Source organism: Paenibacillus monticola (genome assembly GCF_009664975.1).
GTDB classification, from domain to species: Bacteria; Bacillota; Bacilli; order Paenibacillales; family Paenibacillaceae; genus Paenibacillus_AQ; species Paenibacillus_AQ monticola.
Genome location: NZ_WJXB01000003.1, coordinates 130,688 through 152,084 on the forward strand (window position 1 = coordinate 130,688; position 21,397 = coordinate 152,084).

Consider the following 21,397-nt stretch of genomic DNA (forward strand, 5'->3'; position numbering starts at 1 on the left):
GAGAGCGGTTTGACGGTATCGGACCCTTTTCACAGACAATCAGACGAATTTCTCAATGAACAGCAAAAAGCCCCGCAAGAGGGAATCTCACAGAGCTGCTAAATATAGTAATCTATTCGATTCACACAACTTCTTACTGTATCTCACATTCAGCTTAAATAGGGTTTCGTTTATTCATTGACCATTCTATTAGTTAAAGCACCCAGCTGCTCTATCTCTACTGTGACCACGTCTCCGTGCTTCAAGTAAAGCTGCTTCTCAGGCAGATAACCAAGAACGACGCCCTCGGGAGTTCCGGTCAGAATAATATCCCCTGGCGAAAGTGTCATACATTGCGAGATATAGCTGACAATTTGCTGGCAGTTGAAGATCATATCCGAGGTATTGGAGCTTTGCCGCAGCTCTCCGTTGACTGTACATTTAATATTCAGCAGATTCGGATCAACAATCTCATCCTTCGAGACCAAATAAGGCCCAATCGGTGAAAATTTATCGCAAGACTTCCCGGCAAGCCATTGACTGGTCCGCTGCTGCAAGTCACGGGCCGACAGATCATTGGCTATACAATAGCCAAATACATAGTCAAGCGCCTCTTCCTCACTGACATATTTGGCGGTCCGGCCGATCACGATGCCGAGCTCTGCCTCATAATCAACCTTCTGGGAACTCCTCGGAAGCGGCACCTCTACTCCATGCCCAGTCAAAGCATTGCTAAATTTATTAAAAAGAATCGGGTACTCCGGAATCGGCATCCCCGTTTCTTCCGCGTGTCTGCGGTAATTCAGGCCAATACAGATGATTTTGCCGGGATCAGGGACACAGGGTCCGAAAGACAGACTATCCTCCGCCTTGAAATAGCTGCCTCCGCCATCTACAAGAACGTCATTAACAAATTCCTGCAACGCTTTTAGCGCTGCTTCGCCTCCGTTCAGTACTTCTCTCAGCGTCGAGGGTACCGGAGCTAATGATAATTCAGGCTTGTCCGCAATCGCCGCTTCCACATCCAGAACACCTTGTTCAGTCTGTACTCCTAAATGAAATAATCCTGCTTCCTCAAAGGTTATTAACTTCATGCGTATATCGCTCCTTTATATTCGTTTATGTATGTTTACGTGAGACTGGCCGGAACCGATTGGCAGGTACTCCCTTTGCCCCAGGTTTAACCTTAAACAACCCGCCTGACATAGGAAAATCTAGGGATTCCGACTCCTTCATTGGGGAGCGCGCCGTTGTAATGTATAGCTCGTCCAACTCTTTGCCCCCAAAGGTACAGGAAGTAACATATTGTGCAGGAACCTCAACCGTGGCCATTTGCTGGCCTGTGTCTGGGTTCCAACGTGATACACATCCACCACCCCATTGAGCAATCCACAGCATTCCTTCGCTGTCAATAGTCATACCGTCGGGATATCCGCTGGAAGCGGGGATCTGAACAACTGTCCTACGCCCGCTCAGCTTGATATTATTCTCATGATAATCAAAAACACTCACACATCTCGACAACGTATCAATGTAATACATCAGACCACGTTCATCATCCCAGGCTATACCATTGGAACAGCCAATGCCAGACAGAACCCGTTGCACCTTCCCATCAGTCTGTAATACATATAAGCTACCTGCTCCCGGTGAAAAATCCATGCTCATCGTGCCGAACCAAAGCCGCCCTGTTCTATCGCATTTCGCATCATTCAATCGGTTCCCCGGAATCTCAGTCTCCACTAGGGATAGAAGCCCAAGCGGATGTCCACTCTTAAAGATGTAAATACCGTCTTGCATGGCAAGCACCCAACCTCCATCCATGGATGGAATTACTGCACTGACCATTTTGTCGAAGGAATATATAATTTCGCTATGTGCACTGCTGTCATAACTGTGGAGTTGTTTACCCTCAACATCAACCCAATAGAGCTTGCCTTCTTCTTGATCCCAATGAGGACCTTCGCCAAGAGCAGCCTGCACATCAAGAACCAATTCAGCTTGTAAAATCAACTGGAACCCTCCTAATAATTCATCATCAGATACATTGCTATTCCTTCCTTTTCATCCAACCTGACATACCTTTGTCTAGTTTCGCATGCTATTCTATCTCTTAAAGGAGTGTTGTTCACATGAAATATGAATGGAAGAAACAAGACAAGGTTATTTATCAGCCCAAAAGCAAACCGGAAACCATCACTATTCCCAGTTTCAACTACTTTATGCTGAAAGGCAAGGGCAATCCGAACAACGAAGCATTTTCTGAAGCCGTAGGTGTTCTCTATTCTCTTTCCTATGCTATTAAAATGCTGCCCAAAAAAGGTCCAGCACCGGAAGGATATTATGATTACACTATCTTTCCGCTGGAAGGGGTCTGGGATCTGAGCGAAAAAGGCCGAATGAAATCATCTCTCGATAAAGACGAGCTGGTATACACCGTGATGATCAGACAGCCGGATTTTGTCACAACGAGTCTGGCTGCCGAAATATTAGAAAGACAACAGTCTCTTAAACCGCTGCCCCAAATGGAAAAAGCCATCTTCGGCAGTGTCGAAGATGGCCTTAGTGTTCAAATGCTCCATAACGGTCCTTTTGAAGCTGAACCGCAAAGCTTCGCCCTAATGGAGCAATATTGCCAGGAGAACGGCCTGTTACGAATGTCCCATACACACAGAGAAATTTACCTCTCAGACGTCCGCCGCAGCCAACCGGATAAGCTTAGAACTGTCTTGCGTTTCCCGGTGTCCGTGTCAGATTAATGCTGTTCTGAAGGTAGGGTCTTTCCTTCTGCCGAGGCATCCATTTTTTGACGGCCCATGAAAAAGGAAGCCAGCAACGCCAGCCCGGCCGGAATAACCGCCCAAGCAAAGGTGTTGACAATGGAGGAGGAAAGCCCTTCCGTAATCTTCGCCAGAATATCCGGTGGAATTAAAGCTCTTGTCTCCGGTGACAGTAGGGAATGAGGATCTTTGAAATCCATTGCTCCCCCTGCTGCGCCAGTTCCGCTTGCCGAGAACTGTTTGGCAAGCGATGCCGCAAAATAATGGCTTTGAATAATTCCAAACGAAGTAATTCCGATCGTCATCCCCATCGAACGGAGGAAGTTCAACGTTGCACTTGCCGAGCCGCGCTGCTGTGCAGTTAAGCCATGAATGGCGGCTGTGCTAAGCACAGAGAATGAAGCTCCGACTCCTAGCCCGATTAAGATCATGTATGAGGTTACCAACAGGCGTGAAGCGTCCGGGGTGAGCGTGGCTACAAGTGCTGTTCCTAGTACCAGCAGAGCAAGTGTAGGAATCATCAAGCTGCGGTAACTAATCTTCGCCATCAGGAAACCACCGGTAGAAGCCGTAATCACCGAACCCACCATCATCGGCAGCAGTACCAGCCCCGAATTGGTAGCCGTTCCTCCCAGTACGCCCTGAATAAAGATCGGGATGTATACTGAAGCTGCAATAAAGGCCGCCCCACTAAATAACGCACAGAGAATACTGAAAGCATACAGCCGTTCTTTGAACAAGGTAAAGGAAATAATAGGCTCTTTCACTTTTGTCTCCACATAAAGGAATAGAAGTGCGAGGACAACAAAGGCTGCAAATAGGCCGAGTATCATTGAGGAATCCCAAGCATACTGCTTCCCGCCAAGCTCCAGCGCGAACATCAGCGAGATTACAGCTCCCAGCAGTGAACCGGCACCGAGCCAATCTATCGGCTGCTTGGAATGCTCCACAGATTCCTTATAGAAGAACACTACCATCGCAAAAGCCACTACTCCCAGCGGCAGGTTAATATAGAACACCCACTGCCAAGCAATATGATCCGTGATATAAGCTCCGAGCAGCGGGCCAAAAATACTCGACAAACCGAATACCGCACCGAAGGCTCCGCCTAGCTTGCCGCGTGACTCTAAAGGTACAGCATCATACATAATGGCAAAAGCAATAGGTACCAACGCTCCGCCCCCGATTCCCTGAAGCGCCCGGAATGCAGCCAACTGAGTAATCGTATCTGCTGTTCCGCAGAGTGCGGAACCCGCCATAAACACTACGATCCCGAATACAAAAAACTTTTTGCGGCCATACATATCCGAAAGCTTACCGAATATCGGCATACCCGCCATCTCGGCCACGAGATAAGCTGAAGTAACCCAGACGAACTTATCCATGCCGCCAAGCTCCCCAACAATATTGCCCATAGCGGTGGCCACAATCGTACTGTCCATGGAGGCCATTAGTATGCCCAGCAGCAGACCTGCAATAACGATGCCCAAATTGGGCGATTTAGCTGAACTCAAGTACTCCACTCCTTTTTTTGCAATCATCTATTCATCTATAATTACAGTTTCACTTGACGCTTCACATTTGCATACTTATGAAGCTCCAGCGAACTGCTGTATTCCATCCCTTCACATTCATCGTACCGTTGCATTCCATTTCCGCTGCCGTCAGATCACTTCTCAGACGAATATGTCCGTTTCCCTTAAATATTCTAGCCACAAGCGGTCCGATTACCTTACCTACAGCATCAATACTAACACTATCACAGCTGCCGCCGGCTCCATCACTGACTCCGCTTATAATTAAATCAGGAAGCTGAACTTGTTCCATAATCCTTCCCTCCCCATTATATTTTTAAATAAGCTTGTAAGTAAGCTTGCCTTTTAATTGTTCCCTCAAATCACCCAGCGAGAGTCTACTGATCAGCCGAACTCCCTCATCGAAGATCAATTCAGCTGGCGCCGAGGCCAGAATAAAGGAGGTAATGCCCATTTTCCGGACAAAAAAGAGTTCCCAGCCCTTCCCCTCAAAGCTTGCCGCCTTCTCACTCAGGGTGCGAAAGAGCAGCTCCGCTTCGGTCAAATTCAAGTCTCCTGTACTTAGCAGACGATCAACGGCAACGAAATGAATGATCTGATCGTACGTATATTCTTGTTCAGAGGAGTGCCCCCCACCAAACTTGTTCATCGTGGTTAACGAAACAATGTTGCGTTCAATCAGTTCTTTTGCAGCTATTGTCACTTTGTCATAGGCTGAGCTGTCCGACAACTTATTTGCCAGCTCATCTAATGAGAGATCATCTTTCATATTTACGATGTTGTGAATCCGGGCCAGGATCCTTTCTTTAGGAAAAAAGGTTTCTTGACCGGTAAACGTAGATTTGCGGATGAACCATTCCTCCGGGATCAACTGTTTCCGCTTCCAGCGGTACAATTGTCCATACGAAATTCCCGTTAAATCGAGCAGATCCTTCTTCGAGATCAAATCTTCTTCCATGCTGATCACTCCTTGCGATCATCGTAACATAACACTGTTACGTTGTAAATATGCAGGAATATAGCTATTCTCTGACCCTGTTGTACATGTTGAAGCACTCCACTTCCGATTCTAACCTATATAAAAAGAGCGGACCTCCGTCCACAGGACGATTTCCACTCTTTTACCTTAACTATTCTGTTTGCTTGTAATATTGCTGCACAACCGCATAAGCCAACTTTGGTCTGCGATATCGGTCCACAATGCCTTTGCTGTTCTGCGTTCCAGCCCGCGCCAACAGCCAGCCAAGCCCTTCTGTTACCCGGCAATCGCAGAATTGCCAGATGAACATCCCGGACAAGAACGGAAGTGAGATGTAGGCCTTCAGATTCTGTTCCAGAATATCGCCCTGCCGCTCCTCTGTTCCCTTGACCCGACTGGGATCGCGATACCCGTAATATCCATCCGCGCCGAATTCGCTCATAATCATCGGCTTGCCCAATCCTCCTGCAGCATCCGCCCAACCTCGCGCCTGGATGCATAGCTCCCGAGGATCTTCGTCATCATACCATTGCGGATAGAGATTAAACGATACGATGTCCACCAGATCGAAGCACAGCTCCCTATCCCGCTGATGTGAGGCAAAGCTAAGTGGCCGGGAAGCATCCATGTCGCGGATCTGCGACAGCTGCGTACGATACATTTCTTTGCCTTCCGGCAAATCACTGGCGCATTCATTCAGAATCGCCCAAATAATAATACCTGGATGATTATAATGAGACTCTACCATCTCGCGGTTGCAGTCCGCACATTGCTTGGCGAATAAAGGGTGCCGCATCTGCTCGATGCTAAGGCCACGGGCATGATTCTCCTCCCAGACATAAACCCCTCTCTCGTCGCACAGATCCAGAAACCGCTCATCATTCGGATAATGGCTTGTCCGTACCGCATTCGCACCCATATCAAGCATCAACTCCAGATCCTGAACCATCAGTTGATAAGGAATTGCCGCCCCGACAAGCGGATGATCCTCATGGCGGTTGAAGCCTTTGAATACGATGTCTTCCCCGTTGATTTGAATGGCGCCATGCTCTGTAGTCACCCTGCGGAACCCAACACGTTCAATCAGATCATCCAAAGGTTCAACCTGCCCCTCCGACAGGAGCTGTAGCTCCAGCAGATACAATTGTGGATGTTTTCCAGACCAAGGGAGAACTGCCGTGAACTTATGATTGAGGGTGAGCACCCCGGTTGCCCTTGGTTGTACTACAAGACTACCAAGTGCAAAGGAGCTATTACCAAGCTTCCCATGAACGTGAAGAACGGCCTCACTCTCCCCGACATTTCTCACATAGGCTTTTATATCAGCACTCCAAATCCCCTTAGAGAAGTGAGGTGTGAATTCGATACGCTCAATAAAGGTATCTGGAATAAATTCAATGGCAACCGGACGGATAATTCCGCCATAAGTATAATAATCATTCGGAACATGCAGTGCCGAGGCTTCACTAAAAGTATTATCTACGATAACCGCAAGCTCATGTTCACCGGGCTTTACGTTGCGGACGATAAGCTCAAACGGGGTGTAGGCATTATAATGCTCACCAATTCTGACTCCATTCAGAAATACTATACCCGTATGGCTAATCCCTTTGAAAAGCAAACGGAGAGCACCCTGTTTCTCCACCGTAATCCTGGTGCGGTAAGCACCCTTTCCACGGTAGGTTGAGAACGCCGGATGTATTTCCCAACAGCCCGGAACAGGCAGACGATAACCATAATGGACAGGCAGTCTTTCTGCACTTTCTAGCGGTTGGAAATCCCAATCTCCTTCAAGCTCACGTACTAGTCGAATCTTATTGCTTGGAAATAGCCGCAGCATAGCAAAGACCTCCAGGAGTTTATTAATAGATCTGTTCACAAGTGTACTCCTACTCCGAACTAATGCAACCAGAGCAAGAGATATGAAAATGACCGAAAGAGGCTCACTGCTCTTCCGGTCATCATCTATTCACATCCTGTTATGTCCGATCGATCAGACTTGCTTACTGGACGTACGTATAATGTGGAGAATCATACTGTGGTCCCGATTTCTCGTAGGTGAACCAGTATTCAATGCTGCTGCCAGTGCTAAGTCCGCTGACCGTCTGCCGCCAGGTTCCCGAGCTGTTGGTCATTCGATAATTAAGCTGCGCCCCGCCATTCACCTTATAATGAACATCCACATATAAGGCAGCTGTAACCGGTGTAATATAAATACTGGCCTCAGCTGAAGACAGTTTCGTTACTCCTGCAGTAAAGTCGGCTGTAACATGATCTCCACTTCCTCCGCTAGAGGCATTGGTTGTAACTGTAACGGCTGTGCTTGCTGCAGACAGATTGCCTGCCGCGTCTGCCGCCTTCACAGTAAAGGTATAGGCTGTTGCTGCCGTCAATCCACTTACGGTAGCTGTTGTTCCTGTTACGGAAGCTGCTGGAGAGGCACCGTTATACACCGTGTAGCTGGTAACTCCGGTATTGTCAGTGGAGGGCGACCAGCTTAAGCTGACAGTTGTATCCGTCTTGCTTGTTACCGCAAGACCTGCAGGTGCGCTTGGCGCTGTCGTATCCCCTGGATTGCTCCCGCCGGTCAAATATTGTCCGGTGAATGGATTGAACCGGTGTAGTGACAGAATCAACCAGCCGGTGCTGGACACGCAATTTTGCTGAGCCATCACCCAATAGCTGTTGCTGGTCCCCTTCAGCGAATAAGGGATACCGCCTAGTGACGCTCCGCTCGTGCCCTGCTTTTTAATAATCTCAGTATTGATTGCATCCGCTTTGGCAACATTGCCCTGCATATAGTAAGCGAGCGACATAAAGGCGGTTCCCTCCAACCATACATCTGCACCCGTATTGCCAATCTGGTTGCCGTTATCGTCGTAGGCTGGAAGAACCTCATCCGTCCAGTCGAAGTCATATCCGCTCAGTGTATTTCCGGCATCATTATACGTCAAGGTCTGCTTGTAACGCGGGTTCGCCAGAGTACCTGGGCTGCCAGCAGCATTTTCGACATAGGCCAGACTTGCTCCATAATTATGTGTTCCTGTGGAACCCAGGGCCAGTACTCCCCAAGGATTCACATCAAGTGGAATTTTGGGATCAATAAGATTGGTATCATTCTTCCAGCCGCCCTTGAAGCGTTTGGCTGTGTCGTCCCATACGTAATTGTCAAGGAAGCTTTTGACACCTGTAGCTGCACTATTGTAGGCTGTCGCCTTAGTAGAATCTACCGAAGCGTAATATTGCAGTACGCGGTAAATGTCGATATTATGCTCCGTGGAGCTCCATGGCTCGTCCGAGTTGCTCCATGCGCTCCAGCCTCCGGCGATGCCGCCGTTCGCCTTCTTGTACTGCAAACTCCAATCCAAAGCCTTCAGTGCCATCGGACGGTATCGTGTATCATTATATTGCTTCTCATAGGCCATAGCGGCCATCGCCATCCAGGCCACCGGCCCGACATGCTCACGAATTTCCTCACCATATCCGTTGTTATACCAATATGAATTCAGCCAGTATCCGGATGGGTCCTGTATGTCCCGCATTTTGTTCAAGACTTTCTCAGCGCGGGTCCGTTCTCCTTTAACAATAAACGCAATGGCAGCGACTGCTTGGTCATAGGTGTAGACAATCTGCTTGGGATTGTTTGGACCCCAGAAATCCTCAAAGCTGTCCACCAATCCGTCAAAAGCATAACCGGCGGTCGCATCCTGCTGGGCTTCCAGCCAGGTCAATGCACGATTGGAAGCATCGCTTGCCGCGTCTGCATTCGCAAGCCCTGAGACGGGCAAAGCCACCCCCAACACTAGCAGAATAGACATTAAGATCTGAAACAGCTTCCTTTTCATACCCTTTCCTCCTCATAAAATGATGGACGTTTGAGATGAGTTTCCAGCTTAGATCTCTTAACTAAAGCGTTTTCATAACGCATCGGTTAGACTTTTTCTACCTTTTACCATGGTAAGTACCCTCATTTTCAGCTCTTTAGATACGGTCGTCAATCCATTTTTAACATATTTAAACTAAATAAGTCGAAATGCCCATTTTTTCAAATGCAGAAACTCAACGAAAGACCCTCTATATAATTATAATTACGCTCTTGCGCAAGCTTGTTCATTAAAATAGGAAGCCTTATCCCTACGGAATAAAGCTCCCCTTAATTCATGTTTTATGAACCTACAATTCCTTTAGCTTTGGCTTCCCGCAGCCATTTCGGATATTCATCGAATAACCGGTCATACAAGTCCTCGTCGCTAACCTGATCAAGATCATCCAGTGCAAAGAAATCCGCATTATCCAGATAACGTCCCTGCAGATCATCCAACTCCCGCAAGACACCGTAATCCGCATTGCCGAGTCCGACAAATTGCCAAAATATATTTGCTTTTGAGCTTTTGATCAGGAGTTTGGAGATCTTTGGCGTTTCATAGATGCCACCATCACTGAAGAAGACAATATACGTAGGCAGGTTGCTTGGAGCTTCCTTCGTATATTTTTTGATCACGTCCTCCATCACTACAGGTTCATTGTTTCCGATTCCTAGCCCACCGAACATGCGCGGTGCCGGATAGGTTCGTTTCACGTAATCCTCATACCCATGCTCGTCCACACTTGCCATCCGCTTGGCTTTAGTAGCGAAGAACCAGACATCCAGCAATCCGTCATCGTCCATACTCGCCGCTACTGCCAGCACACGTTCGAACGCACGCTGTACCACACCATTCTGGTAGAGCGATGTCATAGAGCCTGAAGCATCAAAAACAACCGCCACCCGCGCCTTCTCCTGCTCTATATTTTTCTTGCGCAGTGAAATGCCTACCTTCTCCTTGAGCAGATCCATTTTGGTCAAATTAAGCTTGAGGGGAGCAATCTCTGGAACCGGTACAGTAGGAGCTTCTTGGACTGCCGCCTTCGCGGCGGCAACCTCTAAGCGTGAATCGCTCAGAGAAGCAACTGCCTCTTTGGCTGCAGGCGCAGTACTATTCTCCGCATCTTCCTCTCCCTCGACTTCGACGCCATGAGCTTCAGCGAGCGGTTTTAGACCGCCATGGAAACCTCTGCCGACAGCTCTCAGCTTAAAACCTGCGCCATGACGGTATAGTTCGGCCAGTACAAGTGAGGTTTCCGCATTGCCTTCTGTAATCTCGTATACGATCTCCGAGTTTGCTGTGATCGCACGAATTCGACAACCGCTGACCTCGGCGAATGTGCCAGGTCCATCCAGAGTAACAGCGAACACACATTTATCAATCGGTGATGATTGCAAGGCTTGCAGATTTATAACAAACTCACCGCTATGCTTGTCCTCGGACACATATTGCACAATCCGTCTAGGGTCAGCGGGCTGATTATAGAAAATAAAAAAGTCGTCAGAAGCCACTTTCCCATCTGCTCCCACCATAAAACAACTGAGATCCAGTACTGCCGGGGAACTGTCACAAGAGATCATAATCCTGACGGTGGTTGATATCTCATCCAGCTTGGCATTGGAGCCACTGATCAGATTGACTGTAGTTATATCCATACGTTCACTCTCCTTCTCTCAATAAAAAAGAGCAGACACTCCTGATATAAGGATTCGTCTGCTCCTGTTTATTTACTTATCTGCAGGGTAGGTTGTGCGACCTTACTCAGCTTCTTTATCTCCAGCTTCAACAGCTGCAGGTTCGGCGACAGCCTCATCTTCAGTAGGCTCTTCAAGCGCCAGTGGAGGGGCAATCCGAACAATTAGTGCATCCTCTGGAGTCAATACTTCCCAGCCTTCATGTACAGGAAGATCAGAAACCAGCAATTGGTCACCAATTTCCAGTCCACTGATATCCACCTCAAAGTTTGCCTTCAGGTTGTCTGGCAAAGTACGAATGTCCAGCTCATAGAGCTCAACCTGCTGTACGCCTCCACTCTTCACACCCACCGGATCTCCGGTAAAGTGGAAAGCTACTTTAGTGTCCAGCACCACCTTCATATCAATCTGCTGGAAGTCCACATGCAGCAGATTGCGTGACAACGGCTGGCGCTGTACTTCCTGAATCACCACATTTTTGGAACCAGAGTTCGGCAGTTCAACCTTCAGAATGGCCCGCGGGTTCTTCCCAAGTATTTCATTTATGGTCTTCGCATCCGCTGTAAAGGACTGTGTATCAGAACCTGCACCGTAGATGACAACCGGTACAAAACCTTTGCTCCGTTGTGAAGTAGTCGAGCCGGATCTTTCTGTCAAACGTACTGTTGTATTCATGACAATTCCTCCTTCGAAATTAAAAAACAAAACCGATTAGATATGTATGTCTAATCAGTCTCTTATTAACCATATTTGCATGCAATGGAAACAGTATAGCACTGCCAATTTAACAAGTCAAAATAGGCTTATTTTCAATTATAATACATTTTTCGGCATCATTGGCCCTTGAATTAGACCAGGTGATAGGCCACATAATGCCCGCTTCCAGCATCACGAAACACCGGAAATTGGGCGCTGCAGATCTCTTGTGCATAGGGGCAGCGTGTATGAAACTTACAACCTGAGGGTGGATTAGCCGGATTTGGAATATCGCCCTTCAGCACAATTCTCTCCCGTTTCAGTATTGGTCGACGATTGTGCAAGTCTCGCTTTTTGCAGGACAGGGTAGTAAAATAAAGGCAATCAAATAGTCGGGAGTGAAGAACATGGTACAAATTGAACATGGAGCAGGACGGTTTTATGTTGCTGGTGACGGGAAGGACCTTGCTGAAATTGTGTACAGATTAGAGGAGACCACCGGCGATATAGTCATTGACCACACTTATGTCTCTGAGGATCTGCGTGGTCAAGGTGCTGGTGAAGAGCTTGTGCGGGCCGTTGTCGACAAAGCACGAACTGAAAAATTAAAGATTGTACCCGTATGCTCCTATGCCGCTCATCAATTCAAGAAGCATCCGGAGTACGAGGACGTACTCAGCGGAGACGAAAGCCTGAATTCATAAGGCTGACACCTGTTTCCCTGAGGATTATAAAAGGAGGAAATGGGTTTGAGTACAATTGACACATTAAAAGATATAGAGGAATTACAGCATCGCTGTGAGCAATTCGATGGAATAACACTGAAATTAAATTGGGACATGCTGCGTCAACCACCAACTGCTGGTGGTGCTGAATGGATGGTGACCTACGAGGACGAACAGCTAGTCGGCTTCATGGGTCTGTATGGCTTCGGCAGCGATATGGAAATTTGTGGCATGGTTCGTCCAGGATACCGCCGTCGCGGCATCTTTACCGCGTTATGGATTGGAGCACAAACTATTATCAAGCGCAACAATGTTGCGACGCTTCTACTCAATGCCCCTGCCTCATCTGCTTCGGCTACGGCGTACCTGAAGAAACTCCCGCTCTCCTTCGATCATTCGGAATACCAGATGAAATGGGATGGAACCTCGGCGCAATTTGCGTCGCTTGAGGCAAGTTCAGCCCCAGTCGTGCTGCGCCCTGCTCGCGAGGACGAGGCTCCGATTCTTGTTGAACTGGATTGTGGGGGCTTCGATATGACCCAAGAGGAAGCCTCAGAGGTCTATGAACAACAAAAGATCGATAGCATGGAAGAGCATATTATCATCGAGATGGACGGATTACCTGTCGGAAAAATGCGGCTGTGGACTGATGATAATGAAACCTGGATCTATGGATTCACCGTTGACAAGAAGCTGCGCGGACTCGGCATCGGCCGCAGCGCGCTTTTGCAGACGATTGAGCGGGAACGCCGAAATTATAATGGCATCAATCTGGAGGTTTCACTTGATAACCCCAATGCGCTGAAGCTCTATGAGAGCTGTGGCTTTGTCATTCTGAACAAGCAGGACTATTTCCGTTACAACGGCTAACCTGCTTATAGCATCCCAAACAAGCACCCTTTTCGCTGGCGTAACTGCCAACGAAAAGGGTGCTTTGTTGTACCCCAAGTCTAGAGTTCAATTACATTAACCCGTATCCTCCGTAGGAGTCTTCACCCTTCTCGTGTCTGCGGTCGCCGTATTTCAGGGCGCGATCTGTCATCTCTCCCTGCTCCAGAAACACAGATAACAATTGTACGTAGTCCATGGATTCAGCCAGTGGAAATGAGCTGCCATCGAAAGTGAATTTGCCTCCGTCCAGCAGTGAATAAATTTCCACAGACTCGGGCGGCTCGCCATAAGCCCTGTGGCAAAAAACATTTGCCATATGCATAAATCCGGTAATAACCTCTTCATTTCCACTAACCATAAACTTCTGGATATTCAAGCTTCGACCCTCTATCGCAGATTTCCAAGCAAGCTGAAAAATCATCGATAACTCAATGCTTAAATCGGGTACAGGAATATGCCACTGCTCATATAACATTACCGGATGATCCTGCAAATGATTACTGGAGACTATGCGCATAAGCTCATCCGCTATTCCTGTTTTGATCTCCCAGTATTGCAGCAATGAGGGAAAAGCATCTCCCTTGGGCGGCCAGCGGCGTTCTAGTAGAAATTGTATCGGCGTTTCTCTCCGCACCTCAGGCAACAAACTATAGAAATCGTTAAGCGTGTGACCAATCGCGTACTGAACCTGCTGCCGCCAGCGGGGGAGTCCCGTCGCAGCACTTACAGTGGCAGGCTTCTCCGCTCCGCCAAGCATGATGTGCTCCATCCGGTAATCATACAGCCGATTATACTGAACCGTATGCGCTCCTAATCTGCTCGCTGCACAATTGCCGACCGGCCCCCCCACCCCTAAGAAACCGCCGTACAGGCTTCAATAAATTGACGACCAAATTGGCGGCAGGTTTCTTTTTCTGGAGCGCTCGGTCCGTATTCAATTTTCAGGCTCTCTTGGAGAATCGTAGCTCCACGTTCCTTTAATTTCTCTTCAATCAAATTCACAGCCCCACAATAAATCTCATATCCAGTGTCGCCACTCCCGAAAGCCGCTGCCTTGTGGGCGCTTAAGTCGAGTTCATCCATCTCCTCATAGAAATCGAGGAACTCATCCGGCAACTCGCCGTCCCCCCAAGTGTACGCGCCCAAGAGGACACTTTCATACGATTTTATCTCATCTGCATTACAGTCGGTAACTGATTTCAAGACAGCATCTCCACCTGCCTGACGTATACCTTCCGCAATCAGTTCAGCAATTTCTTCAGTGTTGCCAGTCAAACTGGCATACGCTACCAAAACTTTAGCCATAAACGTTCCTCCCTAACTATTACTAATTCCATTCTATTTGATAATGATTATCATTGTCAATATTTAAAATGCAAAACGCAAACAGTCCCGACCTCAGCCGTTTCTGCTTGCGTTTTTCAATTATGCGCGTGTAAGATCCCGCTGGTTTAATATGCTCCTTGTAGCAAAGTGATGCCATTGCCGTCAAGATCACGGAAGTTCATTTCCTTGCCGCCGTATTCCATAGTCACCGGAGGCTCACATTCGAGTCCTCTTGCTTGAAGCTCCACATACGTCTCGTCCAGATCGTTGCAAGAGAATACCAGATTTACAACGCCAGTCGTGTGCTTGCCCCATTTGTTCTCATCCCAAATAATGATACCAGGCTGGCCGCGGTCAAAGCCGATCTTCGCCCCATCATAATTGCCGAAGCCTTCAAAAGGAATAGGAATTCCCAGCACCTCAGAATAAAATGCTGCCAACGCCGCAGTATCTTTAGTGTAAATGTTAAGGCCTTCAAATGAAGAAATCATCGTATGTCCCCTTTCTGATTATCACAATTTTAACTGCTGTTATACCCTCGTGTATTGCAAAAAAGCGACATTCTAGCGTATTCTGGCAACCTTTAAAGCTTCCAATGGCGTTCTTCCAGCATATTTCTTGAAATTATTATTAAAATGAGACTGGTGGCTATAACGATAAGCATAAACAATGTCCAGCATGGTCTTGCTCTGCGGCGACGGATGGTATAGCTCCTGCCACACATTTTGAAAACGCACAAGATCTGCCGTTTGTTTCGGGGTCACGCCTATATACTCATGAAAGAGCCGTTCCAACTGACGACTGCTTAGACCAGAGCTAACCTGCAGTTCAACAGCACTAACTAGGCCTTTGCTATTGATAATCGCATGGACAGCATTCATCATACTATCGTTTGTACGACGGTGTCCCTCTAGACGGCGCAGTAAATAAGCTTCTGCTGCAACAATCCGCTCCATCATCGAGCTTGTCTCAGTCAGATGTTTCCCCAAATCTTTGTGGAATGTGCTGAAATATTGCTCCACCTCCACATGGGCGTTCAGAACAGCTCTAAGATGGTCATCCGCAAAATAATGCACAGCCCAAAAGTGAAACCGAATACCAAAATAGGACTTCTCCTGTTCTGCCTCATAAGGTATTTCAAATGGAGCGTCATTGATACCAGAGAAAAACGTGCTTGCACGTCCTGTAGACTTATCCACCTCCCATATGATGTCCATACATGTATCAGGTATAATGATTTCCCTAGGATCATGTTGAGTCGAGACTTCAGTAATCATCGATTCTGAACCAGAACCCCAAAAACAGCGGATGTACGGCTGCAGAGCCTTACAGGGTAAATACTCATTAGTCTGTGACGGGTTCGCGGTTATAGGGTGATACAGCTGTGCGAGATTGAACATAGGCACCCTTTCTCAGGTTAGTATTTTGGATGGTTTTATTTTATCTTGCAACAAAATATCTTCTGAATACTCCTTATTCTTGCCGCTAAGCGTGTATGTAATCTTCATGTGCAGGACAGATTTATTGGTATGATTGATTCCACCGAGTGCCGCACCCTTGTCGATCAAGTTTAGAGTGGCATTCTCAGTCTGGATAGCAAAATGATACTCTAACGGCATGCGATGCAGTTTAATTTGATCATACACAATCGTTGCCATAAGTACCAGAATAACCGCTGTGAGCAGTCCCCTTGAGAATAGTCGCAGCTTTGAACCAATTTGTTTGTAGCAGCTAGCTGAAATGTTGTACAATTAAGGCTAAATGAATTTTTGAAGGATGGATTAACTAATGTATATAGCAAGCGATTGGAAAGACTATGAAGTTATTGATACCGGTGGCGGAGAAAAGCTGGAGCGCTGGGGAGATATTATCCTGCGCCGCCCCGATCCGCAGATTATTTGGCCACTCGCGCATGAAACAGCCAAATGGCGTGATGTGCATGGACATTATCACCGCAGCGCAGCAGGCGGCGGAGAATGGGATATGAAGAAGACCATTCCTGAAGATTGGAAGATCAACTACGGCAAGCTTAAATTTCATCTTCGTCCCACGAATTTCAAGCATACAGGATTGTTTCCTGAGCAAGCAACCAACTGGAGTTGGATGATGGACAAGATCTCAGCAGCAAATCGGCCGATTCAGGTTCTGAATCTGTTTGCCTATACCGGTGGTGCTACTGTAGCTGCAGCAAGCGTTGGCGCTTCTGTTGTTCACGTTGATGCTGCAAAAGGTATGGTTCAGTGGGCCAAGGAAAATGTTCAGCTATCGGGTCTTACAGAACGTCCAGTCCGCTTCATCACTGACGATGTATTCAAATTCGTACAGCGTGAGCAGCGCCGTGGCAGCAAATACGATGCGATTATCATGGACCCGCCTTCCTACGGAAGAGGTCCGAATGGTGAAATGTGGAAGCTGGAGACGAATCTCTATCCTTTCCTCGAAAGCTGTATGGAGATTATGAGCGACAAACCTTTATTTATGCTCATTAATTCCTATACGACCGGCATCTCACCAACCGTACTGCGCAATATGCTCTCAATGACCATGGGTAAACGTTACGGTGGCAAACTGACCTCCGGCGAGATCGGCCTGCCGATCACTTCCTCCGGCCTGAATCTGCCTTGTGGTATTCTGGGTCGCTGGGAGGCGTAAGCTTGTGACACACAGAGCTAATGATACAGGAGATGGTTCATCCGCCTTTGAGGTGTTGTATGAAGATAATCATCTGCTGGGCATTGTGAAGCCGGTGAATATACCTGTGCAGGAGGATGCTTCAGGCGATATGGATCTCCTGAACCTGCTTAAAGAAGATGTAAAAGTACGTTTCAACAAGCCTGGCAATGTATTTATGGGCCTTGTCCATCGTCTGGATCGACCTGTAGGAGGCGCTATGGTCTTCGCCAAGACGTCCAAGGCGGCTTCGCGACTGTCAGAGAGCGTCCGAACACATAGCTTCCACAAGGTATACCTAACCGTTGTGCACGGGATGCCGTCTTCAGCACAAGGCCGTCTTACAGATACGCTGCTTAAGGATGCAACCAGCAATACCGTTACTGTCGTCCGAAAAGGCACTCCTGGCGGCAAAGAGGCCATTCTGGATTACACGGTACTTGGAACCTCAGAAGGCTTTAGTCTGCTGAAGATAGACCTGCTTACCGGCCGCTCCCACCAGATCCGTGTGCAGCTCAGCTCCATCGGCTGCCCTCTTTACGGAGATCAGAAATATGGCGCCTCGGTGAACCGGCCCGGACAGCAAATTGCACTCTGGTCGGCTTTGGTTGGATTCCCTCACCCCGTCAGCAAAGAACAAATAGAATTAATCTCGCTGCCTCCACAGAATTATCCGTGGAATTTATGGCCGCAGGAAATGCAAAAGCAGGCCGTCCATTAAGGACGCCTGCTTTTTTTCCTATTTTCTTAATGGCCGATCATCCCATACTTGTACTTCAATATACCGCTCTGGACCTTTATCACCCTTGGCATTCCAAATTTGAGGTAAACCAAATTGTCCTATTACTTGAAATATTTCATTCACCGTATAGAGCTGATTGCGATAGGGCTTTCCGTCAAAATATCTCATAGTAGGAAACAAATCTCCGTAAGTAAAACTAATCGTATCAGGTTCAAACTCCGTAATTACAATCTGCAGTACTTTCCCACTCGGATACCATTCAGGTCAGATAAATTTTGAAAGGGACCCGTAGACTCATCATAGTAATGATATAAGAATTCCGTCATTCTAAGGAGTTGAACCCTCTGGTGTCGGAGTCACAACCATCTTCCCCATCAGATAAAGAAGCAATTGCTGATTGTGAGAGGAAATAGGATCTAGTGCTTCAGCAAAAAAATCACTGCGGATCTTGAGTCCGCGTAACGTTTCTCTTTTCCCTATTTCCGTAATACTTACCCACACGATTCTACGGTCTGCTGCATCCCGCTCACGAATAATAAGTTCGTGCTTCTCCATTCGATCAAGCAGCATCGTAACCGCCGCCGGACTGGTAGCCAGATGTGGAGCCAGATCAGAAGGCTTCATTGCGTCACGTTCCTGAAGTAATTCCAGTACGGTGAGTTGGGCATCAGTTAGCGTCGGGGCAAGCTTGCTATCCATATGTAGCTTATAGTCCTTCAAAATCTTATGCCAAATTTTACTGAATTCAGAGGAGTGCACACTTATTCCTTCCTTTCCTTACGGTTCTTTAAGGTATAACTACATTTTCGCGAAAAAAATTCCATTTCCTGCAAAAGAAAAAAATAAAATAAAAGGTGTCTTTAATCAGCTCTCCGGAGAAAGTGACCAAAAACACCTATCATTCATTTTTATTTAATGGTTGGCAAAATAGTAATAATCTCATCCTTCTTCTCTACAGGAACAATCTGCTTGCCTATAGATTTACGTTCTCCAAGCGGTGCAGACTCGGATGAGAAAGTATGGATAAGCCCATCTTGCGTAACGGCAGTCAGTTCCAGTGGCTCCCGGCAATAATATGCGCCTACCAGTCTACTTCCGTTCGGTCGAACCCGCTTGCCTTCCTTAAATTCGAAGGTTGGCAATCCTTTGCCACCACGGCTCTGAGGCAGATAATCCAGAAGTAAAGTACGTTTAGCAAAACCAAGATCGGATATGGAAAGAATCTCACCTTCATCTTCACTTACCCAGAAGGAGGAAATAATCTCATCGCCTTCGCGCAATTGAATTCCCCTTACTCCACTGGCAACTCGGCCCATCGGATTCACTTCACTCTCACGGAACCTGATGCTCATGCCTTCACGGGTAACGAGCACAATATCCTTGTCTCCGCTGCTGGAAACCACAGTAAGGATCTCATCTCCTTCAGCTACCTTACAGGCTGCAACAGCCCCTGAACGGCTGGTGGAATATTCCTTAAGCTCCGTACGCTTCACCTGACCCTTACGGGTGACGAATACCAGACTTGCTTGTGGATCATCCAGATTGCTGACTGGAAGCACACTTATGATGCTATCCCCTTTGGCTAAGCCGATAACGTTAACAACCGCCGTACCCGGTTCCTTCCACTTAAATTCCGGAATCTGGTGTACTGGAAGGAGGAAATACTGGCCTTTACGCGTGAATACCAGCAAGCTGTCCCGTGTGTTCAGATCCAGTAGTTTGACGATATGGTCACCTTCCTTAACACCTGAAGCGTGGCGCTCGCCGCCAGATCGGGTGAACGAAGGCATTCCGGTCCGTTTAATATAACCATTCGCTGAAAAGGCTACAAGCACTTCCTCTGCATTGACCAGTACTTCAAGACTCACCTTAAGCTCTTCCACTTCACCTTGGATCAGGGAGCGGCGATCGATCCCGTATTTGTCACGGATCTCCAGCAATTCCTTGCGAATTACCGCAACCAACTTTTTGTCGCTGTCCAATATTCCCTGCAGCAAGGCCTTCTTAGCCAGCATCTCGTCCAATTCCTTCTGGAGAGAGTTAATCTCCAGATTAGTCAGACGATACAACTGCAAGGTAAGAATAGAATCTGCTTGGCGTTCGCTGAACCCGAACATCCATACGAGATTGTTCTGCGCATCCAGACGGTTCTTCGAGGCTTTAATAGCCGCGATAACCTCATCCAGAATATTCAATGCCTTTACCAGGCCCTCCAAGACGTGCGCACGGTCTGCTGCGCGTTCTAGATCGAACTGGGTACGATGAGTAACTACCTCGCGCTGATGGGCAATATAGGCTTCAAGAATAGACTTAAGACCCAACTGCTGAGGTGCTTTATTCACAATGGCTACCATATTGGAATTGTAGGTCACCTGAAGATCAGTTTTTTTGAGCAAATAGGCAAGAATTCCTTGGGCATCGGCTTCCTTCTTCAATTCCACCACAATCCGCAGGCCTTCCCGTCCACTCTCGTCACGAACTTCGGCAATACCTTCAATCTTTTTCTCTAATCGAATCATTTCCATCGCCGTAACGAGCCGCGATTTCACAACCTGAAAAGGAACCTCAGTAATGACAATCTGCTGCTTCCCACCACGCAAATTCTCAATCTCTGTCTTAGAGCGCAAATAAATGCGGCCTTTGCCAGTGCGGTAAGCATCCATGATGCCCTCTCCGCCCATAATGGTGCCGCCAGTTGGGAAATCCGGTCCTTTGATGAAGGTCATAATGTCTTCCAGCTCTATATCCGGTTTCTGCATCACGGCGATACAAGCATCAATGACCTCACGCAGATTATGCGGAGGTATTTCCGTTGCAAAACCGGCTGAGATTCCGCTCGTGCCGTTTACCAGCAGATTCGGATAACGCGAGGGAACAACAACTGGTTCTTTCGTTGTATTGTCGAAATTGTCCTTGAACAATACAGTCCGCTTCTCGATATCACGCATCATCTCCATCGCAATTGGAGATAGACGTGCTTCCGTATACCGCATCGCTGCCGCTGGATCATCATCCATCGAACCCCAGTTGCCGTGTCCGTCAACCAGTACATGGCCCAGCTTCCAAGGCTGTGCCATACGCACCATTCCATCATATATGGAGGAATCTCCATGAGGATGGTAATTACCCATAACATCTCCGACCGTCTTGGCTGACTTGCGGTACGGCTTGTCCGGACTATTGCCCGAATCGTACATTGCGTACAGAATTCGGCGCTGCACAGGCTTCAGTCCATCGCGGACATCTGGAATGGCCCGATCCTGAATAATATATTTGGAGTACCGACCAAAGCGGTCACCCACGACCTCCTCCAGAAAAGCCGGTAAAAATTGTTCTGATAAACTACTCATTGGCTCACCTTCTGTTCCTCAATCTGTCCGTTGATAAAAAGTGTGGTGATCTAACCGTTACTGCGGGAAACTTTTGGACTTCCGATCGCTGTTATTCTCAAATTTCTTCAATTCCATCCGCACTGCGGTTGAAATTTGAGAATAAAGGCGACCGCTGACGCTTC

General features: G+C 47.6%; 21 protein-coding genes and 1 pseudogene. 5 read left to right on the forward strand and 17 right to left on the reverse strand.

Annotation, left to right across the window (positions count from 1 at the left end):
* Window positions 1–170: 170 nt before the first annotated feature.
* Both GJB61_RS09700 and GJB61_RS09705 read right to left on the reverse strand, forming a co-directional pair.
* Window positions 171–1,073 (reverse strand): fumarylacetoacetate hydrolase family protein, encoded by a 903-nt coding sequence (locus GJB61_RS09700; RefSeq protein ID WP_154118319.1) that lies wholly within the window; start codon window positions 1,071–1,073, stop codon window positions 171–173.
* A 25-nt stretch (window positions 1,074–1,098) separates the two neighbouring features.
* On the reverse strand, window positions 1,099–1,992 hold the full coding sequence (locus tag GJB61_RS09705; RefSeq protein ID WP_154118320.1) for an SMP-30/gluconolactonase/LRE family protein: 894 nt from the start codon (window positions 1,990–1,992) through the stop codon (window positions 1,099–1,101).
* A gap of 119 nt (window positions 1,993–2,111) precedes the next feature.
* Here GJB61_RS09705 and GJB61_RS09710 point away from each other — a divergent pair, with 119 nt between their 5' ends.
* Window positions 2,112–2,738: a GyrI-like domain-containing protein gene (locus GJB61_RS09710; protein ID WP_154118321.1), complete on the forward strand. Its 627-nt coding sequence runs from the start codon at window positions 2,112–2,114 to the stop codon at window positions 2,736–2,738.
* Here the strand turns inward: GJB61_RS09710 and GJB61_RS09715 are convergent.
* The 8 genes and pseudogenes from GJB61_RS09715 to GJB61_RS09750 all read right to left on the reverse strand — a co-directional run.
* Window positions 2,735–4,300, reverse strand: coding sequence for an MFS transporter (locus GJB61_RS09715; RefSeq protein WP_154118322.1), 1,566 nt, complete (start codon window positions 4,298–4,300; stop codon window positions 2,735–2,737). The two genes, GJB61_RS09710 and GJB61_RS09715, sit on opposite strands and share 4 nt — an antisense overlap.
* A 34-nt stretch (window positions 4,301–4,334) precedes the next feature.
* Window positions 4,335–4,586: a hypothetical protein gene (locus GJB61_RS09720; protein ID WP_154118323.1), complete on the reverse strand. Its 252-nt coding sequence runs from the start codon at window positions 4,584–4,586 to the stop codon at window positions 4,335–4,337.
* A 24-nt stretch (window positions 4,587–4,610) separates the two neighbouring features.
* Entirely contained in the window at window positions 4,611–5,252 is a 642-nt protein-coding gene (locus GJB61_RS09725; RefSeq protein ID WP_154118324.1) for a YhbD family protein, read from the reverse strand.
* A gap of 172 nt (window positions 5,253–5,424) precedes the next feature.
* Window positions 5,425–7,113 (reverse strand): glycoside hydrolase family 2 protein, encoded by a 1,689-nt coding sequence (locus GJB61_RS09730; protein WP_154118831.1) that lies wholly within the window; start codon window positions 7,111–7,113, stop codon window positions 5,425–5,427.
* A 163-nt stretch (window positions 7,114–7,276) separates the two neighbouring features.
* Complete coding sequence (locus tag GJB61_RS09735) at window positions 7,277–9,118, reverse strand: fibronectin type III domain-containing protein (protein WP_154118325.1); 1,842 nt, start codon at window positions 9,116–9,118, stop codon at window positions 7,277–7,279.
* A 320-nt stretch (window positions 9,119–9,438) separates the two neighbouring features.
* Window positions 9,439–10,794, reverse strand: a complete 1,356-nt coding sequence (locus GJB61_RS09740) for a vWA domain-containing protein (RefSeq protein ID WP_154118326.1) — start codon at window positions 10,792–10,794, stop codon at window positions 9,439–9,441.
* A gap of 102 nt (window positions 10,795–10,896) precedes the next feature.
* A complete protein-coding gene (locus GJB61_RS09745; RefSeq protein WP_154118327.1) occupies window positions 10,897–11,508 on the reverse strand; it encodes a 50S ribosomal protein L25 in 612 nt (203 codons plus the stop codon).
* A 173-nt stretch (window positions 11,509–11,681) separates the two neighbouring features.
* Window positions 11,682–11,858 (reverse strand): annotated as a pseudogene (locus GJB61_RS09750) (oligopeptide/dipeptide ABC transporter ATP-binding protein); the annotation flags it as partial.
* A 78-nt stretch (window positions 11,859–11,936) separates the two neighbouring features.
* Between GJB61_RS09750 and GJB61_RS09755 the strand changes: the two are divergent.
* Window positions 11,937–12,233 (forward strand): GNAT family N-acetyltransferase, encoded by a 297-nt coding sequence (locus tag GJB61_RS09755; protein WP_154118328.1) that lies wholly within the window; start codon window positions 11,937–11,939, stop codon window positions 12,231–12,233.
* A gap of 45 nt (window positions 12,234–12,278) precedes the next feature.
* Complete coding sequence (locus GJB61_RS09760; RefSeq protein ID WP_195724297.1) at window positions 12,279–13,124, forward strand: GNAT family N-acetyltransferase; 846 nt, start codon at window positions 12,279–12,281, stop codon at window positions 13,122–13,124.
* Between the two features lie 91 nt (window positions 13,125–13,215).
* Here GJB61_RS09760 and GJB61_RS09765 read toward each other — a convergent pair whose 3' ends face one another.
* The 5 genes from GJB61_RS09765 to GJB61_RS09785 form a co-directional block, all read right to left on the reverse strand.
* Entirely contained in the window at window positions 13,216–13,995 is a 780-nt protein-coding gene (locus tag GJB61_RS09765; RefSeq protein WP_154118330.1) for a hypothetical protein, read from the reverse strand.
* A 2-nt stretch (window positions 13,996–13,997) separates the two neighbouring features.
* The gene (locus tag GJB61_RS09770) at window positions 13,998–14,450 is read right to left on the reverse strand and encodes a flavodoxin (protein WP_154118331.1); all 453 of its coding nucleotides are present in this window, start codon (window positions 14,448–14,450) and stop codon (window positions 13,998–14,000) included.
* A gap of 146 nt (window positions 14,451–14,596) precedes the next feature.
* Window positions 14,597–14,962, reverse strand: a complete 366-nt coding sequence (locus GJB61_RS09775) for a VOC family protein (RefSeq protein ID WP_154118332.1) — start codon at window positions 14,960–14,962, stop codon at window positions 14,597–14,599.
* Between the two features lie 72 nt (window positions 14,963–15,034).
* Entirely contained in the window at window positions 15,035–15,871 is an 837-nt protein-coding gene (locus GJB61_RS09780) for a helix-turn-helix domain-containing protein (protein WP_154118333.1), read from the reverse strand.
* A 12-nt stretch (window positions 15,872–15,883) separates the two neighbouring features.
* On the reverse strand, window positions 15,884–16,129 hold the full coding sequence (locus tag GJB61_RS09785; protein WP_154118334.1) for a hypothetical protein: 246 nt from the start codon (window positions 16,127–16,129) through the stop codon (window positions 15,884–15,886).
* Window positions 16,130–16,259: 130 nt separating this feature from the next.
* On the opposite strand from GJB61_RS09785, the gene GJB61_RS09790 reads away from it, so the two are divergent.
* Entirely contained in the window at window positions 16,260–17,123 is an 864-nt protein-coding gene (locus GJB61_RS09790; protein WP_154118335.1) for a class I SAM-dependent methyltransferase, read from the forward strand.
* 4 nt (window positions 17,124–17,127) lie between these two features.
* Window positions 17,128–17,862, forward strand: a complete 735-nt coding sequence (locus tag GJB61_RS09795) for an RluA family pseudouridine synthase (protein ID WP_338115735.1) — start codon at window positions 17,128–17,130, stop codon at window positions 17,860–17,862.
* Between the two features lie 348 nt (window positions 17,863–18,210).
* Here GJB61_RS09795 and GJB61_RS09800 read toward each other — a convergent pair whose 3' ends face one another.
* Together GJB61_RS09800 and gyrA are read right to left on the reverse strand one after the other, a co-directional pair.
* Window positions 18,211–18,642 (reverse strand): MarR family winged helix-turn-helix transcriptional regulator, encoded by a 432-nt coding sequence (locus GJB61_RS09800; RefSeq protein WP_338115736.1) that lies wholly within the window; start codon window positions 18,640–18,642, stop codon window positions 18,211–18,213.
* A gap of 149 nt (window positions 18,643–18,791) precedes the next feature.
* Complete coding sequence (gyrA, locus tag GJB61_RS09805) at window positions 18,792–21,233, reverse strand: DNA gyrase subunit A (protein ID WP_154118336.1); 2,442 nt, start codon at window positions 21,231–21,233, stop codon at window positions 18,792–18,794.
* Window positions 21,234–21,397: the final 164 nt, after the last annotated feature.